This is a genomic window from Ruminococcus flavefaciens MA2007 (assembly GCF_000621845.1).
Classification (GTDB): Bacteria; Bacillota; Clostridia; order Oscillospirales; family Ruminococcaceae; genus Ruminococcus; species Ruminococcus flavefaciens_E.
The window spans coordinates 16,082-42,291 of record NZ_JHXF01000024.1 but is presented as its reverse complement, the minus strand read 5'-3'; the positions used below and the strand labels follow the sequence as shown (position 1 = coordinate 42,291).

The 26,210-nt window shown below is 43.1% G+C and carries 26 protein-coding genes and 1 other RNA gene; 21 read left to right on the top strand and 6 right to left on the bottom strand.

The annotated features are described in order from the left end of the window. The first annotated feature begins 25 nt into the window (after positions 1 to 25). An RNA gene (gene rnpB, locus T497_RS17615) (RNase P RNA component class A) lies at positions 26 to 372 on the top strand. A 35-nt stretch (positions 373 to 407) separates the two neighbouring features. On the opposite strand, the gene T497_RS0110825 is transcribed toward rnpB, so the two are convergent. Genes T497_RS0110825 through T497_RS0110815 form a run of 3 tightly spaced genes read right to left on the bottom strand, consistent with a single transcriptional unit; the run spans position 408 to position 2,423 of the window. Beyond that, a complete protein-coding gene (locus tag T497_RS0110825) occupies positions 408 to 1,268 on the bottom strand; it encodes an AraC family transcriptional regulator (protein ID WP_028515641.1) in 861 nt (286 codons plus the stop codon). Between the two features lie 31 nt (positions 1,269 to 1,299). Next, positions 1,300 to 1,551, bottom strand: coding sequence for a hypothetical protein (locus T497_RS0110820; protein ID WP_028515640.1), 252 nt, complete (start codon positions 1,549 to 1,551; stop codon positions 1,300 to 1,302). Positions 1,552 to 1,601: 50 nt separating this feature from the next. Then, positions 1,602 to 2,423: a DNA-3-methyladenine glycosylase family protein gene (locus T497_RS0110815; protein WP_028515639.1), complete on the bottom strand. Its 822-nt coding sequence runs from the start codon at positions 2,421 to 2,423 to the stop codon at positions 1,602 to 1,604. Between the two features lie 102 nt (positions 2,424 to 2,525). On the opposite strand from T497_RS0110815, the gene T497_RS0110810 reads away from it, so the two are divergent. The 5 genes from T497_RS0110810 (at position 2,526) to T497_RS0110790 (ending at position 6,802) form a co-directional block, all read left to right on the top strand. After that, positions 2,526 to 3,419, top strand: a complete 894-nt coding sequence (locus T497_RS0110810) for a TPM domain-containing protein (RefSeq protein WP_028515638.1) — start codon at positions 2,526 to 2,528, stop codon at positions 3,417 to 3,419. Positions 3,420 to 3,438: 19 nt separating this feature from the next. Continuing rightward, positions 3,439 to 5,304 carry an ABC transporter ATP-binding protein gene (locus T497_RS0110805; RefSeq protein WP_028515637.1) on the top strand — a complete coding sequence of 622 codons (1,866 nt, stop codon included), beginning with the start codon at positions 3,439 to 3,441 and terminating at the stop codon, positions 5,302 to 5,304. 21 nt (positions 5,305 to 5,325) lie between these two features. Further along, positions 5,326 to 6,018, top strand: coding sequence for a GTP pyrophosphokinase (locus T497_RS0110800; protein WP_028515636.1), 693 nt, complete (start codon positions 5,326 to 5,328; stop codon positions 6,016 to 6,018). Positions 6,019 to 6,165: 147 nt separating this feature from the next. Beyond that, the gene (locus T497_RS0110795; protein WP_028515635.1) at positions 6,166 to 6,468 is read left to right on the top strand and encodes a hypothetical protein; all 303 of its coding nucleotides are present in this window, start codon (positions 6,166 to 6,168) and stop codon (positions 6,466 to 6,468) included. Positions 6,469 to 6,562: 94 nt separating this feature from the next. Next, on the top strand, positions 6,563 to 6,802 hold the full coding sequence (locus T497_RS0110790; RefSeq protein WP_028515634.1) for a YdbC family protein: 240 nt from the start codon (positions 6,563 to 6,565) through the stop codon (positions 6,800 to 6,802). Positions 6,803 to 6,832: 30 nt separating this feature from the next. On the opposite strand, the gene T497_RS0110785 is transcribed toward T497_RS0110790, so the two are convergent. Continuing rightward, positions 6,833 to 7,696, bottom strand: coding sequence for an undecaprenyl-diphosphate phosphatase (locus T497_RS0110785; RefSeq protein WP_037324934.1), 864 nt, complete (start codon positions 7,694 to 7,696; stop codon positions 6,833 to 6,835). A 101-nt stretch (positions 7,697 to 7,797) separates the two neighbouring features. Further along, positions 7,798 to 8,466: a Crp/Fnr family transcriptional regulator gene (locus T497_RS0110780; protein ID WP_028515632.1), complete on the bottom strand. Its 669-nt coding sequence runs from the start codon at positions 8,464 to 8,466 to the stop codon at positions 7,798 to 7,800. A gap of 104 nt (positions 8,467 to 8,570) precedes the next feature. Here T497_RS0110780 and nrdD point away from each other — a divergent pair, with 104 nt between their 5' ends. The 7 genes from nrdD to T497_RS0110745 all read left to right on the top strand — a co-directional run bounded on the left by nrdD (position 8,571) and on the right by T497_RS0110745 (position 17,039). After that, on the top strand, positions 8,571 to 8,837 hold the full coding sequence (gene nrdD, locus T497_RS0110775) for an anaerobic ribonucleoside-triphosphate reductase (RefSeq protein WP_028515631.1): 267 nt from the start codon (positions 8,571 to 8,573) through the stop codon (positions 8,835 to 8,837). 70 nt (positions 8,838 to 8,907) lie between these two features. Beyond that, complete coding sequence (locus T497_RS0110770) at positions 8,908 to 9,459, top strand: NADH peroxidase (RefSeq protein ID WP_028515630.1); 552 nt, start codon at positions 8,908 to 8,910, stop codon at positions 9,457 to 9,459. Positions 9,460 to 9,601: 142 nt separating this feature from the next. Then, positions 9,602 to 12,370 carry a glycoside hydrolase family 3 protein gene (locus tag T497_RS0110765; RefSeq protein ID WP_028515629.1) on the top strand — a complete coding sequence of 923 codons (2,769 nt, stop codon included), beginning with the start codon at positions 9,602 to 9,604 and terminating at the stop codon, positions 12,368 to 12,370. 2 nt (positions 12,371 to 12,372) lie between these two features. Further along, positions 12,373 to 12,714 carry an arsenate reductase family protein gene (locus tag T497_RS0110760; RefSeq protein WP_028515628.1) on the top strand — a complete coding sequence of 114 codons (342 nt, stop codon included), beginning with the start codon at positions 12,373 to 12,375 and terminating at the stop codon, positions 12,712 to 12,714. Positions 12,715 to 12,894: 180 nt separating this feature from the next. Then, a complete protein-coding gene (locus tag T497_RS0110755; protein WP_028515627.1) occupies positions 12,895 to 14,226 on the top strand; it encodes an SPFH domain-containing protein in 1,332 nt (443 codons plus the stop codon). Positions 14,227 to 14,486: 260 nt separating this feature from the next. Next, complete coding sequence (gene glmS / locus T497_RS0110750) at positions 14,487 to 16,325, top strand: glutamine--fructose-6-phosphate transaminase (isomerizing) (RefSeq protein WP_028515626.1); 1,839 nt, start codon at positions 14,487 to 14,489, stop codon at positions 16,323 to 16,325. Positions 16,326 to 16,400: 75 nt separating this feature from the next. Beyond that, entirely contained in the window at positions 16,401 to 17,039 is a 639-nt protein-coding gene (locus tag T497_RS0110745) for a class I SAM-dependent methyltransferase (RefSeq protein WP_028515625.1), read from the top strand. A gap of 4 nt (positions 17,040 to 17,043) precedes the next feature. Here T497_RS0110745 and yunB read toward each other — a convergent pair whose 3' ends face one another. After that, positions 17,044 to 17,685 carry a sporulation protein YunB gene (gene yunB / locus T497_RS0110740; RefSeq protein ID WP_051530628.1) on the bottom strand — a complete coding sequence of 214 codons (642 nt, stop codon included), beginning with the start codon at positions 17,683 to 17,685 and terminating at the stop codon, positions 17,044 to 17,046. A gap of 131 nt (positions 17,686 to 17,816) precedes the next feature. Between yunB and T497_RS0110735 the strand changes: the two genes are divergently transcribed. The 8 genes from T497_RS0110735 to T497_RS0110700 all read left to right on the top strand — a co-directional run bounded on the left by T497_RS0110735 (position 17,817) and on the right by T497_RS0110700 (position 26,198). After that, positions 17,817 to 20,387, top strand: a complete 2,571-nt coding sequence (locus T497_RS0110735) for a translation factor GTPase family protein (RefSeq protein ID WP_028515623.1) — start codon at positions 17,817 to 17,819, stop codon at positions 20,385 to 20,387. A gap of 224 nt (positions 20,388 to 20,611) precedes the next feature. Then, a complete protein-coding gene (locus tag T497_RS0110730) occupies positions 20,612 to 22,009 on the top strand; it encodes a pyruvate carboxylase subunit B (RefSeq protein WP_028515622.1) in 1,398 nt (465 codons plus the stop codon). 12 nt (positions 22,010 to 22,021) lie between these two features. Continuing rightward, positions 22,022 to 22,399 (top strand): OadG family transporter subunit, encoded by a 378-nt coding sequence (locus T497_RS0110725; protein ID WP_028515621.1) that lies wholly within the window; start codon positions 22,022 to 22,024, stop codon positions 22,397 to 22,399. Between the two features lie 2 nt (positions 22,400 to 22,401). Then, a complete protein-coding gene (locus T497_RS0110720; protein ID WP_028515620.1) occupies positions 22,402 to 22,803 on the top strand; it encodes a biotin/lipoyl-containing protein in 402 nt (133 codons plus the stop codon). A 12-nt stretch (positions 22,804 to 22,815) separates the two neighbouring features. Continuing rightward, on the top strand, positions 22,816 to 24,036 hold the full coding sequence (locus T497_RS0110715) for a sodium ion-translocating decarboxylase subunit beta (protein ID WP_028515619.1): 1,221 nt from the start codon (positions 22,816 to 22,818) through the stop codon (positions 24,034 to 24,036). A gap of 195 nt (positions 24,037 to 24,231) precedes the next feature. Next, positions 24,232 to 25,452, top strand: coding sequence for a phosphoglycerate kinase (locus tag T497_RS0110710; protein ID WP_028515618.1), 1,221 nt, complete (start codon positions 24,232 to 24,234; stop codon positions 25,450 to 25,452). Positions 25,453 to 25,537: 85 nt separating this feature from the next. Continuing rightward, positions 25,538 to 25,939, top strand: a complete 402-nt coding sequence (locus T497_RS0110705; protein WP_028515617.1) for a hypothetical protein — start codon at positions 25,538 to 25,540, stop codon at positions 25,937 to 25,939. A 37-nt stretch (positions 25,940 to 25,976) separates the two neighbouring features. Further along, positions 25,977 to 26,198 (top strand): hypothetical protein, encoded by a 222-nt coding sequence (locus T497_RS0110700; protein ID WP_028515616.1) that lies wholly within the window; start codon positions 25,977 to 25,979, stop codon positions 26,196 to 26,198. The last annotated feature ends 12 nt before the right edge of the window (positions 26,199 to 26,210 follow it).

Below are 26,210 nucleotides of genomic sequence, written 5' to 3'. Positions count from 1 at the left end.
CGCAAAAAAATGGTATTATATCAGATGAGCAGACTATGCGGTAGCGGAAACGTTTTAGTTTACGAGGAAAGTCCGAGCATCACAGAGCAGGGTAGCTGCTAACGGCAGCCGAGGGCGACCTTAGGGCAAGTGCAACAGAGATATACTGCCGTCTTTATGGCGGTGATGGTGGAAAGGCGAGGTAAGAGCTCACCAGAGTACTGGAGACAGTACTGCTATGTAAACCCTATCCGATGCAACGTCTATTGGTGCCTGTTATCTTAACGTCGGCTCGGCGGATAACAGGTAATGACGGCTTGAGCTTATCGGCGACGGTAAGCGTAGATAAATTACCGCACACGACAGAACTCGGCTTATCGGTCTGGTCATAAAAAAAGAGAGCTTACGCTCTCTTTTTTATTATATATTCAGTCACGCCACATCTTTCTGTAGGAAAAGCAGGTAAGATTTTCGGACTTTTTGAATTGCCTTGCAAAATAGCTCTGGTCGTTGAAGCCGCAAAGATGAGCTATTTCTTCAACGGATTTATCCGAAAAGCGCAGAAGCTTCTTGCCGTAGTTGATACGTGCGGTTATTATATGCTGGAAGATAGTTTTTCCGTAGATATGCTTATATTCACGGGTCAAATAGTATTTGCTGATATAGAACTCCGAGGAAAGCTTTTCAAGGGAAATATCCTCGGTAAAATGGTCTTCTATGTAGCTGTTTACAGCGGCAAGCTTTTGTTTTAAAGCAGAATCGTACTGCTGCTGGCTGTTATTGACTGTAAGGGAAATAGTAAGCAGGTCAACAATATATTTCGAGGTAAAAAGCTCCGCATTTTGCTCGTTTTTTTCGTGAAGCTCGATTATTTTGCTTATATCAGAAACGACTTTATCGAAAAAAGGCGGTCTGAATATATTTTTTGAATTTGAAGCAAAGAAGTCATAGTACTGCTGGGAGGTGCTGCCGTTAAAGTGTATCCACATCAGTTCCCACGGCTCGGAATCAGAGCTTTTGTAGGAATGTGGCCTGCGGCAGTCTATGAAAAAGCAATCTCCCTTTACAAGAGTGAGGTTTTCACCGTCGACTGTCAGCTCGCCACGTCCGCTGACAACAGCGCCAATAAGAAACAGGTCCAGTTCACGGCGATTAACGGCATATGCGTCCTCTTTCATAGTACAGCCTGCCTCCTGTATATAGAAAAAAGCACTTTTTGCGGCAGGAGTCGGTGTGGATATTATTCTTTTTGAAAGCTTGTTTCTGAATTTCTTTTCGTGATGTTCCATACTCGGACTCCTTTACTTGAAGATGTTTAAATCAGCCCATTAATAATAAAATCAGCAGGCATAAAGCTATGAGCAGGGAAGAAATGATATACTTTCTTATACGTCTGTTTTTTCCTGTTCTGGTATCAGGGAGAAGCCTGTTAAGAAGCCTTTCAGTCTCTTTTCGTTTTAAAACCTCCGGAAAAATCGTGACATTTGGTTTTACATAAAGCACAGCTTTCTCAAAATAAAGACTGTCAGGATTATTGATCTCAATGATATTCTTATTTACGCCTTTAACCATAAAATCTCCTCAATAGTTATTTATTGGGAGTATTGACAGCTTTTATCGGTTTATTCGCCCTGTTTTGCGATGTTTCTTATGTAATGGAAAAGATACTGCTGAGCTATACCGCCTTTTTCTCTGGCAAATTCAGGGAAACCGTTCGGGTAGTACTGAGCAAGAACGCGCTTTATCCACACATCAACAGGAAAGGCTTCTGTTCTGTACATTCCGAAAAGAAGCACACATTCTGCGACCTTTGGACCTACGCCCTTTATTTGTTTCAAAGCAGTACGTGCCTCGTCTATGGGAAGGGCGGCTATTTTATCAAGTGAGATTTCGCTGTTTGCAGTCCTGCTTGCGGCGTCTAAGATATATTTTGCACGGAAACCGCTTCTTAGGTAAGACAGACTATCCTCAGTTTCATAGCTTAACTGCTTTGGCTCAGGGAATTTACCGTGATAATGTTCACAAAGACGGTCAATTATGCCTTTTATGCGGGGAATATTATTATTCTGGGAAATAATAAAGGAAATAAGGCATTCCCAACTGTCCTGTCTCAGCAGGCGTATACCCTGAGCGAATTCACAGGCTTTTGACAGTGTTTCGTCCTCGGAGAAACAGCGTTTCAGCTCGGAATAATCAGTTTCAAAGTCGAAATATCTTATCCATTTTGAGACAAAATCGTTTTCGGAAGTATCGTGAAAGATGAAATTGCCCTTGCTTTCCTGAGATATCATCAGCTTATCGTTTATAAAAAAGCCCTCATATGTACATTCATAGTCTGACGGTATCTTTTTCCAGCGGAAAGCCTGTCCGCAGTCAAGAGTCTCATCGAGGTCAAGGTCTGGTTCATGTACGATAATATCTCTGCCTTGTACGCGATAATCCATATTACAACTCCTTTTTTGAAATTTGTTGAACGGTTGTACTTGATTTTTCTATTAAATTATACTAAAATATAATAGTAATTACAAGAGTAAGGAATGATTTTTTTGAAAAAATTTTTATCCGCAGCAGTTTTTGCGGCTGCTATCGGACTTACAATATGCAGCTGCTCGCATAAGAGCAGTACCACTTATTATGTGCCCAAGAGTAAAGTTGAAACAACAAGCCAGCCCTTTACTGAGCGTGAGGTAAGAGCTGCCGAGGGGACTTATGTATTTGATAAGGCAGGCATATTAAGTCCCGAGGCTGTAAAAGCCTGCAATGACTATGCAGGCTGGCTTTATAACGAAAAGCTTATAAATGCGGCGGTTCTGACTGTAAATGACCTTGGGGATAAATCTCCCTACGATTACGCCGCTGACGCATTTGCCGATATTTATGAAGCAAAGGGCAGCGGTCTGATAATCCTTATAAATAACGCCACAAATGAGGATATTGTATTCAAAACAGGGAACTGCTTTACCAATATAAGCGATAAGGAGCAGGAAAACGCTGTTTACTGGGCTACAAAGGAATTTATGAGCGGAGATTACCGAAAGGGTATCATGCGCCTTTTGCAGCTGGGCGAGCTTTGTCCTGCTCATATAGCTGATAATATTCAGCTTTTTGAGTATGAGCAGTCCGAAACTCTGGAAAAGGCACTTGCTTCATGCAAGGAGGATATAACGCTTTTAGATTCAAAGAATAACTCGTCTACTCCTAACGAAGAGATATTAAAGACGTATTATAAACGCAAATACATAGACAGAGACGGAATAATGCTGATGATAGATACCAAAAGCAAAAAGATATTAGCTTATTCCGATAAAAAGATACCCAAGGCGCTTGATACAGCACTGAAAGAGGCAAACGAGCTTACTGCAAAAGAAGATTATTACGGTGCTGTAAACAAGATAGTTGAAGCAATGGACGGAAAGGCAGCTTCAGAAAAGAAGGAATAGTTTTAAGGAGTTGATACATATGCCTCCTGTTGGCGGACCGCGCGGAATGGGCTATCTTACCGAGGAAGAGAAGAAGAACCGTCCGAAAGTCACAAAAGAGCTTTTAAAGAGGATATTTTCATATTTAAAGCCTTATTGGAAACAAATGCTGTTAGTTCTTGCAGCTATAATCATTTCGTCTACACTTACCCTTCTTCCTTCTGTACTTACAGGTAAGATAATCGACGAGGGACTTATAGGAAGAAGTTTAAAGAAGCTTATATTCTTTATTGTTATGTCTCTTGCGGTAACTCTCGGAGCAAATCTAATAGGAGTGCTGGAAAGCTACATGAATACATGGATAGCTCAGCATATAACCTATGATATGCGAAACAAGATGTATGCCCACTTGCAGAAGATGTCCCAGAGATTCTTCACGACCAATAATCAGGGCGATATCATAACCCGCATGACCAGCGATATATCGGGAGTTCAGCAGATAATCACCAATACTCTTACAAGTATTCTGTCTAATTCCATAACTCTAATCGTTGCAATGATAGTTATGTTCCGACAAAACTGGATACTTGCAATTGTCGGCATACTTGTTGTACCGTTGTTTGCTATCCCTACAAGAAGTGCAGGAAAGACTCGCTGGTCCATAACCAAGGAGTCTCAGGCTTGCAGCGACGAGATAAACGGCATACTCAACGAAACAATGTCTGTCAGCGGACAGCTCCTTGTAAAGCTTTTCGGCATGGAAAAGACCGAATATGATAAATATGAGAACGTCAACCGCAAGATGATAAAGCTGAATATCCGCGAGGGCATGGCAGGACGCTGGTTCAGAGTAGCACTTACGACTTTTTCAAGCATAGGCCCTATGCTTATTTATCTTGCAGGCGGTATTTTGATGATGAAATACGATTCAGACCTTACTGTGGGCGATATTACAGTCCTTGTAGCACTTCTCGGAAGAATGTACGGACCTGTGAATCAGCTTCTTAACATACAGGTCGACTGGATACGCTCCATGGCTATGTTTACAAGAATATTTGAGTATTTTGATATGCCGGTTGAGATCGAGAATGCTCCCGACGCTGTAACTCCCGACAAAGAGCCTGATGGCGAAGTGGAGTTCAAAAACGTGGGCTTCTATTACGATAAGGAGCGTCAGATACTCAGCGATATCAACTTTACCCTTGAAAGCGGCAAGTGTATAGCTGTTGTAGGACCGTCAGGCTCAGGTAAGAGCACTCTTGTAAATCTAATTCCAAGACTTTACGATGTCACGGCAGGAAGTGTTCTGTTCGACGGAATCGACGTGCGAAAGCTTGACCTTGCGTATCTTCGCAGGCATATAGGCATAGTAAGTCAGGAGACATATCTGTTTAACGGTACTATCCGTGAAAATCTGCTTTATGCAAAGCCTGACGCTTCGGAGCAGGAGCTTATCGAAGCCTGCAAGCAGGCAAATATCTACGAATTTATCGAAAAGCAGGAAAAAGGTCTGGATACTGTAGTGGGAAACAGAGGATTGAAGCTTTCTGGCGGTGAAAAACAGCGTATTTCCATAGCTCGTGTGCTGCTTAAAGATCCTGCACTTATGATATTTGACGAAGCTACATCTGCTCTTGATTCTATTTCGGAGCAGAAAATACAGGACGCTATTGAGCCGCTTATATCCTCGAGAACAAGTATTCTCATAGCGCACAGGCTCTCGACTATTCTTGCCGCAGACGAGATACTTGTCATCAAGGACGGCGTTATATCTGAAAGAGGCACACACAGCGAGCTTGTTAATAAGGGAGGCGTTTACTCCGAGCTTTACAAAACACAGTTCAGCAAAGCCGAAAACGGTACTGAGCGCTTTGAATATACCGAGGGCGAGGATAACACAGACTAAAGACAGAAAGGAAGGATACATATGAGCGAAAAGGACTTCATTATAGAAGCATTTGATAATCTTCCTGCACTTACTGATAACAGTGAGTCAATGAAAGAAATGTTTTCTCATGTTTTTTATGATTTTTTGCAGTTACAGCACCTTTATGACTCGGCTATCGAAGTCGTAAGGACTCACCTTAACATACTTGATAACGAATTCAGCGTGAAATTCCAGCGTAATCCTATCCATAATATTGAAAGCAGACTTAAATCACCACAGTCCATAATAGGAAAGCTTCAGAAAAAGGGACTTCCTATTTCTACCGACGCCGCAAGGAAGAATCTTCTTGACCTTGCAGGTATCCGAGTTACCTGCTATTATATATCGGACATATATGCAATAGTTGAAATGCTGAGCAGGCGTGATGATTTTACAGTCATAAAGCGCAAGGATTATATAAAAAGTCCCAAGCCAAGCGGCTACAGGAGCTATCATATGATACTGAATGTGCCTGTTTATCTGTCAACTCATAAGGAATACGCTCCTGTTGAGATACAGATAAGGACTATTGCTATGGATTTCTGGGCAAGTCTGGAGCATCAGCTCAAATACAAGACGTCTTCCGAGATAACTCCCGAGATATCCGAGGAGCTTCGGGAATGTGCCGAGCGGATAGCTCAGACAGACATACAAATGCAGAGGATATATATGCAGATAAATGATATGGAATAATAAAAACTCGCCTTATGGGCGAGTTTTTTCGTCAAAATGCCGCTTAATGCTTTCTGTTTTACAAAAAAACACCCGTTCACAATGCGCTTTGTCGATGTTATAATAGTATTGTCTTATGACGGAACAGAAAATGAAAGGAGCACAAATATGTTCGGGATAGTAAGAAGAATAACACATGAGGTAAGAGACAAGACCGTATATATGGAGATTTTCGGTGATAACAAGGTAGCTTACAGAGTTCTCAGCGGCAGACTTTTTATGTACGGAGATGAATTCATTACATATGGCGTAGAGGTTATCGACAGAAAAAGCGGTGAAAAGGAGTGCATTCCTGATTTTTCACGTAATATCGAAGACGCTGTAGCCTTTGCAGAGGCGCTGATATCAGAGAGATGCCGCCCGAGACAGCTTTACAGTAAGGCGCTTGATTTTCTAAGAGTATCTATTTGAATTTTTTTCTCCGTGGCTGTTGCTTTTTATTATGTTTTATGTTATAATACTAAATTGAATGGTAAACAGCCAAATTTTGAAAGGAGAACTGACAATGGCAGAGCTTAAATATGAAATTACAGAAAAGATAGGTGTTCTTTCCGAAAACGCAAAGGGTTGGACTAAGGAGCTTAATATGGTAAGCTGGAACGAGCACGATCCAAAATATGATATCCGTGAGTGGGCACCCGACCATTCAAGAATGGGCAAGGGGGTTACTCTTACAGCTGATGAGCTTGCAGAGCTTAAAGAGCTTCTTGCAGGCATTGACCTTGATTCATTTGACGAAGCATAATAAAAAGGCAGCTCAATGAGCTGCCTTTAGTCATTTTATAAGGGCTTTTCCGCCGAAATAGATAAGCACAAGAGCACCGAGGATTATTCGGTACCAGCCGAATACCTTGAAGTCATGCTTCTTTATATAGTCCATGAGGAATTTGATAACAAATACCGATACAAGGAAGGAAACTACACAGCCAACAAGAAGAACCGTAAGCTCGCTTCCTGTAAAATCAAAGCCGAATTTAGCAAGTTTAAGGAGACTTGCACCGAACATAACGGGGATTGCAAGATAGAATGTGAACTCAGCGGCAACTGTACGGGAAATGCCTATGAGAAGTGCACCTACTATAGTTGCTCCTGAACGTGATGTTCCCGGGAAAACAGCTGCTATAAGCTGAAAGGCTCCGATAATCAAAGCCGCGTTGAATGTAAGCTCTGAGATAGTTTTTATCTTTGGCTCTTTGCCTTTGTTCCAGTTTTCAACAATGATAAATGCAATACCGAATACGATAAGGGCAACTGCAACAGTCCACGGATTGTAGAAATGCTCATCTATCCAGTCGTCAAGAAGAAGTCCCACAACAGCGGCAGGAATGCAGGCTGCAAGCACCTTGAACCACATCATAAAGATGTCGGTCTTTATCATCTGACCGAAAGGGGATTTGTTAAACGGGTGAGCGTTGTCTTTCTTTCCGAATGGCCAAAGCTTTTTCCAGAAAATAACAACAACAGCCATTATTGCTCCGAACTGAATGACAACATCGAACATTTCCTTGAAGTCCTCGGATTTATCGAGATTCAGAAACTCACTTACAAGGATAAGGTGTCCCGTACTGCTTATAGGCAGCCATTCCGTGATTCCTTCGACGATACCGAGAATGATTGTTTTGATTATCTCCCATATCATAGTTTATTTTGTTCCTTTCAATTAAAAATCAACATTTATTAGTTTATCACTTCGATAGCGAAAAGTCAACATATATTTTCTGATGTGACGAAATTGTTATTTTAAATATCGCGGTCAATGGTATGCTGTAATTTGAATTTACGCTTTGATATAGTAAGTACACCTGCTTTTTTTAATCTTGATATCTCGCGCTGCAATGCGCTTCTGTTGACGCAGAGATAGTCCGAAAGGGCAGTAGTTGAAAAAGGTATCTGCGGTGCTTTTCCTTTCGGAGTTTTTTCTTCGATTATACTGAGACAGCTTATAAGCTTATCCTCAATACTGCGCTGGCTGAGGACTTCGATACGTTCATTCAGTGATATTGCCTTTTCTGACATAAGGTCAAGGAGATTCTCAACTACACGGGAATGACACTGGCAGGCGTTTTCACATCTTTTTGTAATTTCGGAACGTCTTACGAACATGACCTCGCAGTCTGTCTCGGCAGCTATTTCGATTCCGCTGCGCTGTGACGCTGTAAATGTAAAATATACGCCGAAAACGCTTTGCTCACCGAGAGATTCCATAATAGAGCGTACTCCGTTTGCATCGTACCTGACCATAACAGCAATACCGTTCAGAACTATTCCCAGTTTGTCGGGATTATCGGAATAATCCATTATCCTGCTGCCTGACTTGAATTTTCTTATATCTGCGTTAAAACAGCTTATCATACGGTGGCAGTCATCCCGTTCAATACCTTTAAATAATACGTTATCTTCTGGTAACATAAAAAACTCTCCTGATGTTGCATATGCAACAGATTTTTGACTTCTTTTATGATACAATATATTCAGACAAATGTCAATACTATGTTTATGGAGGTCAAAATATTATGAAAATCAATGTAATTGGCGAACAGCTCTCACAGGACGAGATAAATGCCTATATCGACTATGGCAAGAAGAAGTACAGCGACAGAGAGATTCTTGGCATGACAGTTAAGACCGACGGTGAATACGTTGATCTCCGCTACGATTTTGCACAAGATGTGCCATTTGACAGGATCAGAAGAATAACAGGATATCTCGTAGGTACCCTTGATCGATTCAACAACGGCAAGCGTGCCGAGGAGCGTGACAGAGTAAAGCATTCCGTTTAAAATGTCCATATCGCAAGGCTTACAGCTTAGCTCGGACTAAAAATAATTCAAAACAATGGAGGTAATTATTATGAAAACTTATGTATGTCCAGTTTGCGGATACGTTCACGAAGGAAACGAACCACCAGAAAAATGTCCACAGTGCGGTGTTCCTGGTTCTAAATTCATCGAAAAGGAAACAGGGGACAAGCTTGTATTTGCCTGCGAGCATGAGCTTGGTGTTGCAAAGGCTGTAACAGACCAGGAGATACTCGACGGTCTCAGAGCTAATTTCAGCGGCGAGTGCACAGAGGTAGGTATGTATCTTGCAATGGCAAGAGTAGCTTACAGAGAGGGATATCCCGAAATCGGCGCTTACTGGGAAAAGGCTGCATACGAGGAGGCTGAGCACGCTGCTAAGTTTGCAGAGCTTCTCGGAGAGGCCGTTTCTTCTTCAACAAAGGAAAATCTCGAAAAGAGAGTTGCTGCTGAGCACGGCGCTACAGAGGGCAAGCTGAAGCTTGCAAAGAAAGCTAAGGAGCTCAATCTTGACGCTATTCACGACACAGTTCATGAAATGGCAAAGGACGAAGCACGTCACGGCAAGGCTTTTGAAGGACTTCTCAAGAGATACTTTGGCTGATAAATACATAGAGAGCGAGGCAAATGCCTCGCTTTTTTTATAAAAATGAATTTTTTGTATAATTTTGACTAAAGTCCTTGCAATGATATGATTAATTTGATATAATGTATTCATAATATTTTTTCACAGTGAGGTAATAGCTATGAAAAGAACTCTCGATTGGAATAAATATCTTGAAAAAGCCGCAGAGACCGTTGCAGAAGGTATTGTTATGCTGAAAAACGATAACAATGCACTGCCCCTTGATATGAGTAAAACGGTTTCTGTTTTTGGACGCATACAGCTTCATTATTATAAGAGTGGCACAGGCTCGGGCGGTATGGTAAATGTATCAAAGGTCACAGGAATTGTTGACGGACTTATTGAAGCAGGCGTAAAGATAAACGAAAAGCTATATGATATATATCGCTGTTGGGACGAGGAAAATCCCTTTGACCAGGGCGACGGCTGGGGCGGAGAGCCTTGGAACCAGAAAGAAATGCCGCTTGATGAGAGCATAGCGGAAGAAGCTGCTTCTTTAAGTGATACAGCCATTGTTATAATAGGCAGAACTGCAGGTGAAGAACAGGACGCTCGACTTGAAGAGGGTTCATATCTGCTTACTTCAATCGAGCTTGATATGCTCAAAAAGGTGAGAAAACACTTCAAAAAGGTCGTTGTTCTGCTCAATGTCGGCGGACTTATAGACCTTGAACAGATACTTGAATGCTCTCCTGATTCATTATTGTACGTATGGCAGGGCGGTATGACAGGCGGCACAGGCACAGCGGCTGTTCTGACTGGCAAGGTAAGCCCGTCAGGCAAGCTTCCCGATACTATCGCTTATAAAATATCAGATTATCCCTCTGACAAGTATTTTGGCGACAAGAACAAGGCTGTTTATACGGAAGATATTTTCGTAGGCTATCGCTGGTTCGAGACATTTGCAAAGGAAAAAGTGCTTTATCCTTTTGGTTTCGGATTGTCCTACACGACATTTGATATTAAGATGACTGATGTCAAAAATACAGGAACCGAAACAATAATTAGTGTAATTGTTACGAATACAGGTAAATTTAAGGGCAAAGAAGTGGTTCAGGTCTACTGCGAAGCACCTCAGGGAAGCCTTGGCAAGCCGCGAATGGTACTTTGTGCCTTTGAGAAAACATATGAGCTTGCTCCTAACGAAGCTCATTCTATGGAGATAAGGGTAAAACACAGTGACCTTGCTTCATATGACGATTCAGATCGCAGAAACTGCTGGATTCTTGAAAAGGGAAAATATATCTTTCATATTGGAAACAGCGTAAGGAACTGCTCGTTGCAATGCTCTTATGAGGTCGAAAACGATATAATCATTGAACAATGCTCTCGGGCTCTTGCACCTGTTGCCGAATTTGACAGGATCAGGGCTGTTTCCTCAGCTAACGGTGTTTCATACGTCATGGAAAAGGCTCCTCTCAGTAAAATTAACGAGGAAAAGCGCAGACTTGACAATCTGCCTGCTGAGATAGCTTACACAGGCGATAAGGGTATCAAGCTTGCCGATGTCAAGAACGGAAAGTACACTATGGAGGAGTTTGTGGCTCAGCTTTCAGATTATGATCTGTCATGTATAATTCGCGGCGAGGGTATGGGAAGTCCCCGTGTTACAGCCGGTACGGCTTCTGCATTCGGCGGAGTTTCCGACGCTCTTGTGAAATTCGGTATCCCTGCAGGCTGCTGCTCAGACGGACCGTCGGGTATGAGACTTGACTGTGGAACAAAGGCTTTCAGCCTGCCTAACGGTACTCTCATAGCATCTACATTCAATCGTAAGCTTGTGGAAGAGCTTTTTGAGTTCATGGGAACTGAGATGATAGCTAATAAAGTAGATTGTCTCCTCGGTCCAGGAATGAATATTCATCGTCACCCGCTTAATGGCAGAAACTTCGAGTATTTCTCGGAAGATCCGTTCCTTACGGGACATATGGCTTCTTCGGAGCTGAAAGGACTTCATAAAGTAGGCGTTACGGGAACTATCAAGCATTTCTGCGCGAATAATCAGGAAACGAACCGACATTTTCTTGATTCCGTAGTTTCCGAAAGAGCTTTGCGCGAAATATACCTTAAAAGCTTTGAAATTGCTGTTAAGGTCGGAAAGGCTAAGACTGTCATGACCACATACGGCGCAATAAACGGTCTGTGGACTGCAGGCAGCTTTGATCTGAATACAACAGTGCTCCGTGACGAATGGGGCTTCAACGGTTTTACGATGACGGACTGGTGGGCAAATGTCAACTATAGAGGCAAAGAGCCGCAGCGAAGCTATTATGTTCCTATGGCAAGAGCTCAGAATGATGTATATATGGTCTGTTCAGATAGCTCATGCGTTGATAATGATATCGAAGCAGCTTTAAAAGACGGAAATCTTACAAGAGCAGAGCTTCAGCGAAACGCTATGAACATCCTTGGATTTATCATTGACACTCACGCTATGAAGCGTATCATGGGCGAAGAAGACACGGTTGAAATAATAAACCGAAGTGAAGGCGATGAAGCTTCTGATGAACCTGTGGTATTCTACGAAGTTGGCGATTCTTTAAAGCTTGATCTCACTGGCATAAGAAGCGAAAAGGGCAAGAATCACTCATTTGCGCTTATAATCAACAAGCAGGGCTGGTATGACGTTACTGTTACAGCTTCATCAACTCAGAGTCCGCTGGCACAGATACCTGTTACTATCTTTGCTATGGGTACAGCAAGCGGAACTCTTACATGGAACGGAACAGACGGAAAGCCCGTTGCATTGAACTGTGAAATACCGTTTTTCTCACGCTTTACAGCTATACGGCTTTATTTTGCTCAGAACGGACTCGACCTGCACAGCATAGAGTTCAGGCTTGTCCGTGAGGCTGATGATATGGATCTTGCTTTTGCGGAGGATAATTGACAATGAATATACAGATTTTCGGAACAAAAAAGTGCTTTGACAGTAAAAAAGCTGAGCGTTACTTCAAGGAAAGAGGAGTAAAGTATCAGTTTATCGACATGAAGGAAAAAGGCATGAGCCGCGGCGAGTTCAATAATGTCAAGCAGGCTGTAGGCGGAACAGATAAGCTTATAAACACCGAACACAAGGATAAGGACTTACTGGCACTTTTACAATATCTTTCCGACGAGGACAAAGAGGAGAAGATCCTTGAAAAACCACAGATAATTCGTACTCCTGTAGTTAGAAACGGCAAAAAAGCTACTATAGGTTATTGTCCTGATATCTGGAAGGAATGGGATTAATATAGTTAAAAAATAAAAATATATTGAAATCCGTAAAAAATTGCTAAAAGGTAGTGCAATTTTTCTTAAAATATGTTATAATTACATCATGTTGGTTTGGACACTAACAGGATAATGACGGAAAACAGCTATTTTCCGCGAAATATTTATAGGGATTATTTCCCGAAAGGAGCTATAATTATGGGTCTTATCAAAGCAGGTCTCGTAGCAGCAAGTCAAACACTGGCTGATACATGGCTGGAATTCTTCGTTTGTGAATCGATTCCGAGCGACGTTCTTGTCGTAAGAGGAAAGAAGCAGCTTGGCAAACATTCTTCCAACACAAAGGGAAATGATAATGTTATTTCAGACGGAAGCGGTATCGTTGTACACGAAGGTCAGGCTATGATCATGGTTGATCAGGGCGTAGTAACTGAAATTGCTACCGAGCCGGGCGTTTACAAGTACGAAACAGGCACTTCTCCAAGCATCTTCTCAAGCAGCTTCGGTGCAGGTCTCAAGGAAACCTTCAAGGAAATGTGGGATCGTATCAAGCACGGCGGTACAGCTGCTAAGGATCAGAGAATTTATTACTTCAACATGAAGGAGCTTGTTGACAATAAGTTCGGTACACAGAATCCTGTTCCTTTCAGAATGACATATCCCGATCTCGGCAGAAGCTTTACAGTAGGCGTTCGCTGCAACGGTATCTATTCTTACAGAATAGCTGATCCTGTAGTTTTCTACGTAAATGTATGCGGCAACGTTACTGACAGATACACACGTGCAGAACTCGACAACCAGCTCAGAGGCGAGTTTGTTGACGCTCTCCAGCCTGCATTTGCTGCTATTTCAGCAACAGGTATCAGATATGATGAGCTTCCCGGCAAGCAGAACGAGGTAAAGCAGGCATTCGAGACACAGGTAAATCCTGTATGGCTCGAAAAGAGAGGTCTCAAGATCTGGTCTGTAAGCATCCTTTCAGCAACAGTAAGCGACGCTGATATGAAGCGTATTCAGGAATTCGAGGACAGAGCTTGGAACCGTGATCCCGGCAATGCAGCTGCAACTCTTGTTGAAGCTCAGGCACAGGCTATGCAGAATGCTGCAAGCAATCCAAACGGCGCTGCTATGGGACTTTTCGGTATGGGAATGGCTCAGCAGGCAGGCGGCATGAATGCTCAGAGCTTATTTGGCATGGCTCAGCAGAATCAGGCACAGCAGGCACCTGTTGGCGGCGGAGCTCCAGCAGCTGATTCATGGAAGTGCGAGTGCGGCGAGACAAATACAGGCAAGTTCTGTGCAGGCTGCGGCAAGCCAAAGCCTGTAGTTCTTACTCCTGACGGCTGGACCTGCGACTGCGGTTCAGTAAACAAGGGAAGATTCTGCTCTAACTGCGGAAAGAAGAAGCCCGAGGGCGCACCACTCTACAAGTGCGATAAGTGCGGCTGGGAGCCTGAGGATCCTAAGAATCCTCCTAAGTTCTGCCCTGAGTGCGGCGATCCTTTCACTGATGATGATATTGTAAAGTAATTACATAAAGTAAGTAAAAGCTGTGTGATCTTCTGGTCACGCAGCTTTTATATGTAATTTTTATGGCTCTTTGAAAGCAGCTTCAAATCACCAGCTTTTTATTAATCCTTAAATTTACCGTAAATAATTATAATTCACCGCAATATTTGAGTTGACAAAACAACTTCTTTGATATATAATAAATATGATATGCTGTTTTCAATATAATTTATTGATATACAAATAATTATTAAATAATATACATTGGAGGAAATTGAACTATGTGCGGAATCGTTGGCTTTACAGGAAGCACCCAGGCAGCACCTATTCTGCTTGACGGACTTTCAAAGCTTGAATACAGAGGATATGACTCGGCAGGTATCGCAGTTCGTGACGGCGAAAAGGATACTGAGGTCGTAAAGGCTAAGGGCAAGCTTAAAGTTCTCAAGGAGATGACAAATAACGGTGACGCTGTAAAGGGTGACTGCGGTATTGGTCATACCCGTTGGGCAACTCACGGTGAGCCGTCTGCTCTTAATGCACACCCACACAGCAGTGATGATGAGAACGTTATCGCTGTTCACAATGGTATCATCGAGAACTATCAGGAGCTTAAAGAAAAGCTTGTAAAGAGCGGCTATTCTTTCAATTCTCAGACTGATACAGAGGTTGCTGTAAAGCTTATCGATTACTATTTCAAGAAGTACGGTCTTGGTCCTGTTGATTCTATTGCACGTGCAATGATAAGAATCAGAGGTTCTTACGCATTATGCGTAATGTTCAAGGATTATCCCGGCGAGATATACACAGCACGTAAAGACAGCCCGATGATAATCGGTATCGCCAACGGCGAGACATATGTTGCTTCTGATGTTCCTGCTATCCTTAAATACACAAGAAACGTTTACTACATCGGCAACATGGAGATCGCCAAGCTTGAAAAGGGCGCTGTAACTTTCTTCAATATTGACCGTGAGGAAATAACAAAGCCTCTCACAGAGATAAAGTGGGACGCTGAAGCAGCTGAAAAGGGCGGCTTTGAGCACTTCATGCTCAAGGAGATACACGAGCAGCCAAAGGTTGTACGTGATACTATCAATTCAGTTATCAAGGACGGGAAGATCGATTTCTCTGATGTAGGACTTACTGATGAGGAAATGCAGAAGGTAAGCCAGATATACATTGTTGCCTGCGGAAGTGCTTATCACGTTGGTATGGCAGTTCAGTATGTTATTGAGGACTTCACATCTATCCCTGTAAGAGTTGAGCTTGCTTCTGAGTTCAGATACAGAAAGATGACTCTTGTAAAGGACAGCCTTGTTATCGTTATCAGCCAGTCAGGCGAGACCGCTGACAGCCTTGCAGCACTCAGAGAGGCTAAGGCTAAGGGAATCATGACACTCGGTATCGTTAATGTTGTTGGTTCTTCGATCGCTCGTGAAGCTGACAACGTATTCTATACACTTGCAGGTCCTGAGATATCTGTTGCTACTACAAAGGCATACAGCACTCAGCTTATCGCTGGTTATCTCCTCGCTCTCCAGTTTGCTGTAGCACGCGGAGAGATGACAGAAGAAAAGTGTGAGGAGCTCCTTAAAGAGCTTTACACTATCCCTGATAAGATAGAGAAGATACTTGAAGATAAGGAGCGTATCCAGTGGTACGCAAATAAGCTTGCAGGTGCCAAGGACGCATTCTTTATCGGACGTGGTATCGACTACGCTATCGGTCTTGAGGGAAGTCTTAAAATGAAGGAGATAAGCTATATCCACTCCGAGGCATATGCAGCAGGCGAGCTCAAGCACGGTCCTATCAGTCTTATCGAAGAAGGTGTACCTGTGATCGGTGTACTTACTCAGCAGGATCTTTACGAGAAGACAGTAAGCAACATGGTCGAGGTAAAGAGCCGCGGAGCTTCACTTATGGGACTCACAACATACGGCAACTACAGCATGGAGGATCTCGCTGACTTTACAGTATATATCCCACAGACTGATTGCCATTTTGCAGGAAGTCTCTCAGTTATCCCATTACAGCTTCTCGGATACTATGTATCTGTTGCTAAGGGCTACGATGTAGATAAGCCGAGAAACCTTGCAAAGAGCGTTACAGTAGAATAATAACAATAAAAGGCTGTCGTTTAACGTCAGCCTTTTTAGGTTGGAGAATGACATTTAGTCAAAAGGAGAATTAGCATGAGCGATAAAAAAGTATCAATAACCGAGTTAGGCGATCCGAGAAAGCCGCATGGCGCAGCAGGTGAAGAAATGCTTGCCGGCATGAATGAGCATCATTCTCCTGTGACAGAATGGTCTTTGAGCTTCTTCGAGTTCAAAGAAGAGGATAAGGTTCTGGATATAGGCTGCGGCGGCGGTGAAACCATAAGAAAAATATCAGAAAAGCTGAAAAAGGGCAAGATTTACGGTGTTGATTATTCGATACTGTCGGTAAAACTTTCAACACAGCACAATGCAGAAGATGTTGAATGTGGAAAAGTCAGCGTTATTGAAGCTTCTGTTGAGAAGCTGCCGTTTGACGATAACTCCTTTGATAAGATAATTACCGTGGAAAGCTTTTATTTCTGGCCTGATCCGCAGGAAAATTTAAAGGAAGTGTACCGCGTTCTTGCCAAAGCCGGAAGATTCCTTATTGTTGCTGATATAAACGGTGACGCAGAGCTTGACGAAACCGATATCGAGGGTATAGAGAAATATCGGCTTTATAATCCGACACTTGCAGAATTTCGTACTCTCCTTGAAAATGCAGGCTTTAAGGATATTAATATCCATACTTGCGACGGCATGAAATGGGTTTGTGCTGAGGGAAACAAATAATTATTTACCCTATATTATACGGTGTAAGGTCGGGAACATTGCCGACTATGACGTTTTCAGCAAGCACAAACTCAAAATCTGTGCTTGTAGCAAAGCTGTACAGTGGAACTGATGATGTCATTTTTACGTTTATGACTGCTGAAATTCTGTGACAGGTCTGATTTAGCCCTGCACTTGAAAAATCGTTTTTTATTTTTATCTGCGCTGAGCCTACAGGCGAGACCTTGATATTGATTTTCGGACCTTTTCCTGCTAAGATATTTGAATTCATCAGAGAACCAACAGGGATTTCAGTAGATTTACTGCTGCTTTTTTCAAGATTATTATTTATTAATGCTCCCAGTTCTGACTGTACTTTGTTTATGTTATAAGGGAGAGTTTCGATTGCGGAGACTTTTTTCTCATTGTCGTATAAAACTGCGGCAAAATCGCTGTATGTAAATCTATTTGCTTCAAGATAGTCCGAAACTGTCTTTTCAATTACCTGAGCGGCAGTTTTCTGAGCGATATGCTCTGCCTGCAATTCAGCAACAGGTTTTATGCTTTTTTCAGTTTTTAGCAAAGCGATAAAAACTATCATAGCGACTGAAAGCAGAAATATGAACAGTCGGCAGTGTGCTCGGTCTGATTTTTTTCGATATCTCATAGTCCACCTTTAAATGATAATATTTGCTGATATTATATTCACTTAGCTGTTTTTATGTGATGAATCATTATTATTAAATGGACAAAAATCGTTTTTTATGATAGAATACTCTTATAATGTGAGGTGATACGATGAAAAAGATAACAATCGGCATAACAGCTCATGTCGATTCGGGTAAAACTACTCTTGCTGAGGCAATGCTTTATAAATCAGGAAGTATCCGTAATTTAGGACGTGTTGACAGCGGCAATACAGCTCTTGATACCAATTCTATCGAGCGCGAACGAGGTATCACTATTTTTTCGGCACAGGCTGAGCTTTATGCAAATGATTCGCGTATCACACTTCTCGATACCCCGGGGCACGTTGATTTCCTTGCAGAAACAGAGCGTACCATGTGTGTTCTTGATTACGCTATATTGGTGATAAGCGGCTCTGACGGCGTACAAAGCCATACCTCTACCTTATGGAATATGCTCAGGAAGTATGAAGTCCCTGTTTTTATCTTCGTAAACAAAATGGACCTCATAAGCGCAGAAAAAAGCTTTGTAATAAACGACCTCAGAAGCCGTTTGTCTCAGAATATCGTTGATTTTACGGGGGACGACGAGGATATTGCTGAAAATGCTTCTCTTTGCAGTGAAGAGCTTATGGAAAAATACCTCGAAAGCGGTACTGTAGACAAAAACGATATCATACAGGCTGTCAGCGAAAGACGTATCTTTCCTTGTTTTTTCGGTTCTGCACTGAAAATGCAGGGAGTTGACGAATTTTTGACAGCTCTTGATGAATATACCTGTGAAAAGCAGTATAAAAACGATTTCGGAGCAAAAATATATAAAATTTCCTATGATCCCAAAGGCAGCCGCCTTACTCATATGAAGATAACAGGCGGTTCACTCAAGATGAGAGACGAGCTTTGTTACTTGGACAGTGACGGTAACGAACAAAAGTGCAAGGTAAGCTCCATTCGTTTCTATACAGGTGAAAAATTCAGAACAGCTGATATTGCAGAAGCAGGCGAAATATGTGCTGTAACCGGTCTTGTGGGTACATTCGCAGGGCAGGGTATAGGTTCGGAGCGTGATTCTGACGATGTATTATTCGAGCCCGTGATGACATACCGTGTTATTTACCCTGATGATAAAAATGCTTTTGACGTGCTTAAAGAGCTCAGGCTTCTTGAAGACGAAGATCCTCAGCTCCATATCTGCTGGAATGAGCAGAATAGGGATATCCATATCCAGATAATGGGGGCTGTACAGTTGGAAGTGCTTGTTAAGCTCATTTCGGAGCGTTTCGGATATACAGTCTCTTTTGAAAACGGAGCAGTTACTTATAAGGAAACAATAAAAGCTCCTGTTGAGGGAGTCGGTCATTACGAGCCGCTCCGTCATTATGCCGAAGCTCATATCCTTCTCGAGCCTATGCCGAGGGGGAGCGGTCTGAGCTTTGATACTGTATGTTCTGAGGACGAGCTTGACCGTAACTGGCAGAGGCTTATCCTGACACATCTTACTGAAAAAACTCATATAGGCGTCCTGACAGGTTCTCCGATAACCGATATGAAGCTTACACTTGTTGCAGGAAAGGCTCACCTCAAACATACCGAGGGCGGAGACTTCCGACAGGCGACCTATCGAGCAGTAAGGCAGGGACTTCGTCTTGCGGAGTCGGTATTGCTTGAACCTTACTACGATTATGAGATAGAGCTTCCCACAGACAATGTCGGTAAGGCTATATCAGATTTGCAGCATATGTGCGCTGAATTTGAAGCTCCCGAAAGTCACGGCGAAATGTCCATTATCCGCGGAAACGCTCCTGTTTCCGAGATAAACGATTATCGCTCCGAGCTTATTGCCTATACTCACGGAAAGGGAAGTATCTCATTTGCACTCAGCGGCTACAAGGAATGTCATAACACAGACGCAGTCATTGCTCGAATCGGCTATGACTGCGACAGCGATATTGAAAACAGCGCAGATTCCATTTTCTGCTCTCATGGTGCAGGCTATGTTGTGAAGTGGGATGAGGTGTATGAGCATATGCACCTGCCGCTCTCTATAAGCAATAATAAAGAAAACGAAAGCGATGAGCAAAGAAGTGTAAAAGCCGCTAAATTCATAGAAAAAGCTGTAAGTGACGAAGAGCTCATGGCGATATTTGAAATGACCTACGGCAAAATAAACAGCGATCCAGTAAGAGCCTTCAAGAAAACAAAAGCTGTATCCATCGAGGACAAAAAAGTAAGACTTCCGCAGTATGAAGGTCCTGATTATCTGCTTGTTGACGGATACAACATTATTTTTGCATGGGACGACCTAAAAAAGATCGCCGAAGAAAATCTTGACGCCGCAAGAGCCGAACTTATCCACAGAATGTGCAATTATCAGGGATATAACGGCAGTGAGCTTATCCTTGTTTTTGATGCCTACCGCGTTAAGGGCAAGCACCGCGATATCGAAAAGTACTGCAATATTAACATTGTTTACACAAAAGAATCTGAAACAGCGGATTCATACATTGAAAAGGTGAGCCATGAGCTTTCCAAGAAGCACAGAGTACGCGTTGCCACATCTGACGGAATTGAACAGATGATAATTCTGGGCAACGGAGCAATGAGAATATCAGCAGCCGAATTCAGAAAGCGTGTACAGGAGGCTGAAAGTGCAATAAAAGAGTACATCGACACAATAAAATAGCAATAAAAGACTTGCTTCGTGCAGGTCTTTTTATTTATATGCAAGCAGAATTTGTTTAAATAAAAAAATAATTATAAATTTGGAAAAAGTAGTGGAAATTTGTTTTTCACTGTGATATAATAAATTTTGATTGGGGTTTTTGCAGGGTATGCAATTGATCCCGTGGTTTATTATCTATATAAATTTTTTCTGCTATGCAGAGTTATTTTTGAGGAGGCTTGTACATGAAAAAAGTGCAACTGACAGAAACCGTTTTGCGTGACGCCAATCAGTCATTGATGGCAACACGTCTGCCTTATTCGGATTATGAGGGTATCCTTTCCGATATGGATAAGGCTGGTTATTACTCTATCGAGTGCTGGGGCGGAGCTACATTTGACTCTTGTCTGCGTTATCTCGGTGAGGATCCATGGGAGAGACTTCGCAATCTCAGAAAGAATCTTCCGAATACCAGACTCCAGATGCTTCTCAGAGGTCAGAACCTTCTGGGCTATAAGCACTATCACGATGACGTTGTTGAGAAGTTCGTAGAGCTTTCAATAAAGAACGGTATTGATGTTATCCGTATTTTTGATGCACTTAACGACTTCAGAAATATCGAGACAGCACTGAATGCTACTAAGAAGTATGCAACAGAAAAGACTATCGCTTCAGGCTGTATCTCTTACACACAGAGCCCTGTACATACTGTTGACAAGTATATCGAGATGTGTAAGGAGCTCAAGACAATGGGCTTCGATACAATTTGTCTCAAGGATATGGCAGGTACAATGTCTCCATACGAGGCGGAGCACCTTATCAAGGGTATCAAGGACGCTATCGGCGATATGACTCTTATTCTCCATACTCACTGTACAACAGGTATGGCATACATGACACTTACTAAGGCTATCGAGTCCGGTATCGACGTAATCGACACAGCTACATCATGCTTCTCAGGCGGTACATCACAGCCTGCAACCGAGACAATGTACTATGCTCTCAGCCAGTACGGTATAGATTCAGGTCTTAACGAGAATATCATCAATAAGGTAAATGATTACTTTAAGCCTATCAAGCAGAAGTACATTGACAACGGTCAGCTCAATCCAAAGAGCCTTGCTACAGACGCTCAGGCTCTCGTATATAAGGTCCCGGGCGGTATGCTCTCAAACATGATCGCTAACCTTACCGATATGCACGCTATGGATAAGTTTGACGATGCTCTCGCTGAAATTCCGAAGGTAAGAGCTGATATGGGTTATCCTCCGCTGGTTACACCTCTTTCACAGATGGTTGGTAATCAGGCTGTAACAAACGTCCTTGTTGGCGAAAGATACAAGAATATCTCAAAAGAGATAAAGAATTACATCAAGGGCGAGTACGGCAATCCTCCTGCACCTATCGCACAGGAGCTTGTTGAGAAGGTTCTTGGAGACAGCGAAGCTGTTGACTGCCGTATCGAGGATCAGAAGCGCACAGGCGAAGAGTTCACAGCAGCAAGAGAAGCTCTCGGTGATCTCTGCCGCAGCGAGGAAGATGTAATGAGCTACATCTGCTATCCTGATCAGACTGTCAAGTTCCTTAACGACCGCAAGGCTAAGGAAGAAAATGAAGCTGTTTACACTATCGAGGAAATGTAAGGAGGCAGAGGTATGTTTGATAATATGCTTATTTCTGCCGCAGCTGAAACAGCTGATGAGCTTTCCATCGGTGACGCTGCATTGACCGCAGTTTTTGGCTATGCTGTCGTTTTTTCGGGACTCGTTATTCTTATGATAGTTCTTTACTGCACAGGTGCAATTTTCAAATCCAAGGACGCTAAAGCCAAGGCTGCTGCTAAAAAAGCTGCTCCTGCCGAGCCTGTAGCAGAAACAAAGGCTGAACTTCCGCTTGCACCGGGTTCAGCAGGTCATGTCAAGCTCTTTGACGTTCCTGATAAGGAAGCTGCAATGATAATGGCAATCGTTGCTGACAAAATGCAGAAGCCGCTCAACGAGCTGCACTTTATTTCCATTAAGGAGGTCAAATAATCATGAAGTATAAAGTTACACTTAACGGTAAAACCTATGAGGTCGAGGTAGAGCAGGGAAAGGCTGTTCTTCTTGATGAATATGATGCACTTGCTCCTGCACAGGCAGCTCCTGCTGCACCTGTTGCCGCTGCTCCGGCAGCAGCTCCCGCTCCTGCGGCTGCACCTGCTGCTCCTGTAAATCTCGCAGCAGGCGAGACTGTAACTGCTCCTATGCCTGGTAATATCCTCAGAGTTGACGTTGCTCAGGGCGATACAGTAAAGGCAGGACAGATCCTTATCATACTTGAGGCTATGAAAATGGAGAACGAGATCGTTGCTCCTAAGGACGGTACAGTTGCTCAGGTAGTTACAAGCAAGGGTTCAGTTGTAGATACTGGCGCACCTCTTGTTGTTATTGCATAAGGGGGACAGAAAATGGACATTCTTGAAACCCTTAAAACTCTTTGGGAAAGCTCAGGATTTCACAGCTTTCTCATTGACGGAGGCTGGAAAAACCTTATAATGATAGCTGTTTCCTGCGTCCTTCTCTATCTCGGTATCAAGAAGAAGTTTGAACCGCTTCTTCTCGTTGGTATCGCATTCGGCTGTCTCCTCGTAAATCTTTCGTATTTCACAGGCGGAGACACTTCAGACGCTCTCTATCACGTTAATCTATGGGATAATTTCCTTAATCACGACCACGAAGATTATCACAGCTATGGTGCTATCATGCGCAACGGAGGACTTCTCGATATCCTCTACATAGGTGTTAAGGCAGGTATCTATCCTTCACTGATATTCCTCGGCGTAGGCGCTATGACAGACTTCGGTCCGCTCATATCCAATCCTAAGAGCCTTCTCCTCGGAGCTGCTGCTCAGATGGGCGTATTCCTTGCATTCTTCGGAGCTGTATGCCTCGGCTTTACAGGAAACGAAGCCGCTTCTATCGGTATCATCGGCGGTGCCGACGGCCCTACGGCGATATTCCTTACAACAAGACTTGCACCTCATCTTCTCGGACCTATCGCTATCGCAGCTTACTCATATATGGCTCTTATCCCAATGATACAGCCGCCTCTCATGAAGCTCCTTACCACAAAGAAGGAGAGAGAGGTAAAAATGGAGCAGACTCGTGTTGTATCAAAGACAGAGAAGATAATCTTCCCTATAATCGTTGCAATGTTCGTTATCCTGCTTCTTCCTTCAACAGCTCCTCTCGTTGGCTGTCTTATGCTTGGCAACCTCTGGAGAGAGTGCGGAGTTACAGAGAGACTTTCCGACACAGTTCAGAATGCTCTTATGAACATCGTAACAGTATTCCTCGGAATCTCCGTTGGTGCTACAACTGCTGCTGACAGATTCCTCTCACTGGAAACTATCAAGATCGTTGTTCTCGGACTTACAGCATTCTGCTTCTCAACAGTCGGCGGACTTCTTGTTGGTAAGATCATGTACGCTGTAACAGGCGGCAAGATCAATCCGCTTATCGGTTCGGCAGGCGTTTCTGCTGTACCTATGGCTGCCCGTGTATCACAGATGGAAGGTCAGAAGGCAAATCCTTCAAACTTCCTGCTCATGCACGCTATGGGACCAAACGTAGCAGGCGTTATCGGTTCTGCTATCGCAGCAGGATTCCTGCTTGCAGTATTCAAGTAATACGAAATGCCCTGTTGGATAAAACAGGGCATTTTTCATAAAATTGCTCGGTCACAAAAAATTTTCATGTTTGACAAGAAAAATATTACGGAAAAGCTTGCAAAATATTTCAAAATAGTGTAAAATAGAAATGTACGTTGTTAATAATATAACAACAGCTAAGAATGTATTTTATTACGAAAGGATGTCATACCCATGGCAGGATTAAACAAGGTTACTGTAGAAGACATTAACGTTAAGGGCAGAAAGGTACTCGTAAGAGTTGATTTCAACGTTCCTATGAAGGACGGCGTTATCACAAACGATAACAGAATCCAGGCTGCTCTCCCAACTATCAATAAGCTGGTTGAGAACGGTGCAAAGGTAGTTCTTTGCTCACACCTCGGCAAGCCAAAGAACGGTCCTGAGGCTAAGTTCTCACTTGCTCCCGCAGCAAAGAGACTTGGCGAGCTCGTTAAGACAAACGTTATTTTCGCAGCTGATGATACAGTTGTAGGCGAGAACGCTAAGAAGGCTGTAGCAGCTATGAAGGACGGCGAGATAGTTGTTCTTGAGAATACACGTTTCCGCGGCGACGAGGAGACAAAGAACGGCGAGCAGTTCTCCAAGGAGCTTGCTGACCTTATCGACGGCGAAGTATTCGTTATGGACGCTTTCGGTTCTGCACACAGAGCTCACGCTTCAACAGCAGGCGTTACAAAGTTCGTTAAGGAGACAGCAGTTGGTTACCTCATGCAGAAGGAGATCCAGTATCTCGGAAATGCAGTAGAGGTTCCTGAGAGACCTTTCGTTGCTATCCTCGGCGGTGCTAAGGTAGCTGACAAGCTCAACGTTATCTCTAACCTCCTTGAGAAGTGCGATACACTTATCATCGGCGGCGGTATGGCTTACACATTCATAAAGGCACAGGGCGGCTCTATCGGTAAGTCACTTGTTGACGAAGAGAAGCTTGACTACTGTAAGGAAATGCTTGCAAAGGCTGAGAAGCTCGGCAAGAAGATCCTTCTTCCTGTTGATACAGCTGTTGCAGCTTCATTCCCTGATCCAATCGACGCAGAGATCAGCGTAGAGTACGTTGACGCTGACAAGATCCCTGCTGATAAGATGGGACTTGATATCGGACCTAAGACAGCTGCTATCTTCGCTGAGGCTGCTAAGACAGCTAAGACTGTTGTTTGGAACGGACCTATGGGCGTATTTGAGAACCCAACTCTCAAGAAGGGTACAGTTGCAGTTTGCGAGGCTCTTGCACAGGCTGACGCTACAACTATCATCGGCGGCGGCGATTCTGCTACAGCTGCAATCCAGCTCGGTTTCGCTGACAAGATGAGCCACATCTCAACAGGCGGCGGTGCTTCACTGGAATACCTCGAGGGTAAGGTGCTTCCAGGTGTTGCAGCTATCGCTGAAAAGTAATCTTTTAAACAATCGGGCGGATAGAGATATTCGCCCTTGATTGCTAATATGATAAAGCGTATTTCTGTTGCAGAATTAATATCCTATGGAAAATATAATCGGTTCGCTGCTTATTTTAGGTATAATAGTAGCTTTGAACGTATTTATGTTCAAGATGCTATGGTACGGCATAAGGAGCATTTTAAAAAAGACGGTCAATCTTCCGCCTTCTCATGCAGGCTGGCTCAGGACAAAGGCCGATGTTCTTGATAATAATGAAGTTAAAGGAAATCAGGTTCGGTATTACGTTGATAATGTCGAGTATACGGCTGTCATCGGTGGTTTTACGATATACGGAAACAAAGCTCTTATATACGTGAATCGGAATGATCCCAAAATAGTTAAGGAATTTATTCCGAAGCCTCCGCTTGATACAGCAGCAGCTCTGGCCTGCTTATTTTTAGCCGCGATGATCATTGTATTGGAATTTGCTTTGTTTTTTGGATAGAAATACTTGCTTTTATTTCCGAAAAGAGGGAAATAATATGAAAAAATGTAATTGCACCTGCAAATTTACTGAGGAAATCCGAAACAGCAATACCGCTGTGTGGCTGTTTGCGATTTGCAGTTTCTTCGCAGGCGTCATCTTCGGATTTTTCCTTTCTCCAATAAAGAAAGGCATAAAGATAGGCTGCAATAACGGAAACAATACTTATGAAAAAGAGCCGGATATGCTTCCTTATTATGATGATGAAATAAAATTTTGATCAAAGGAGTTA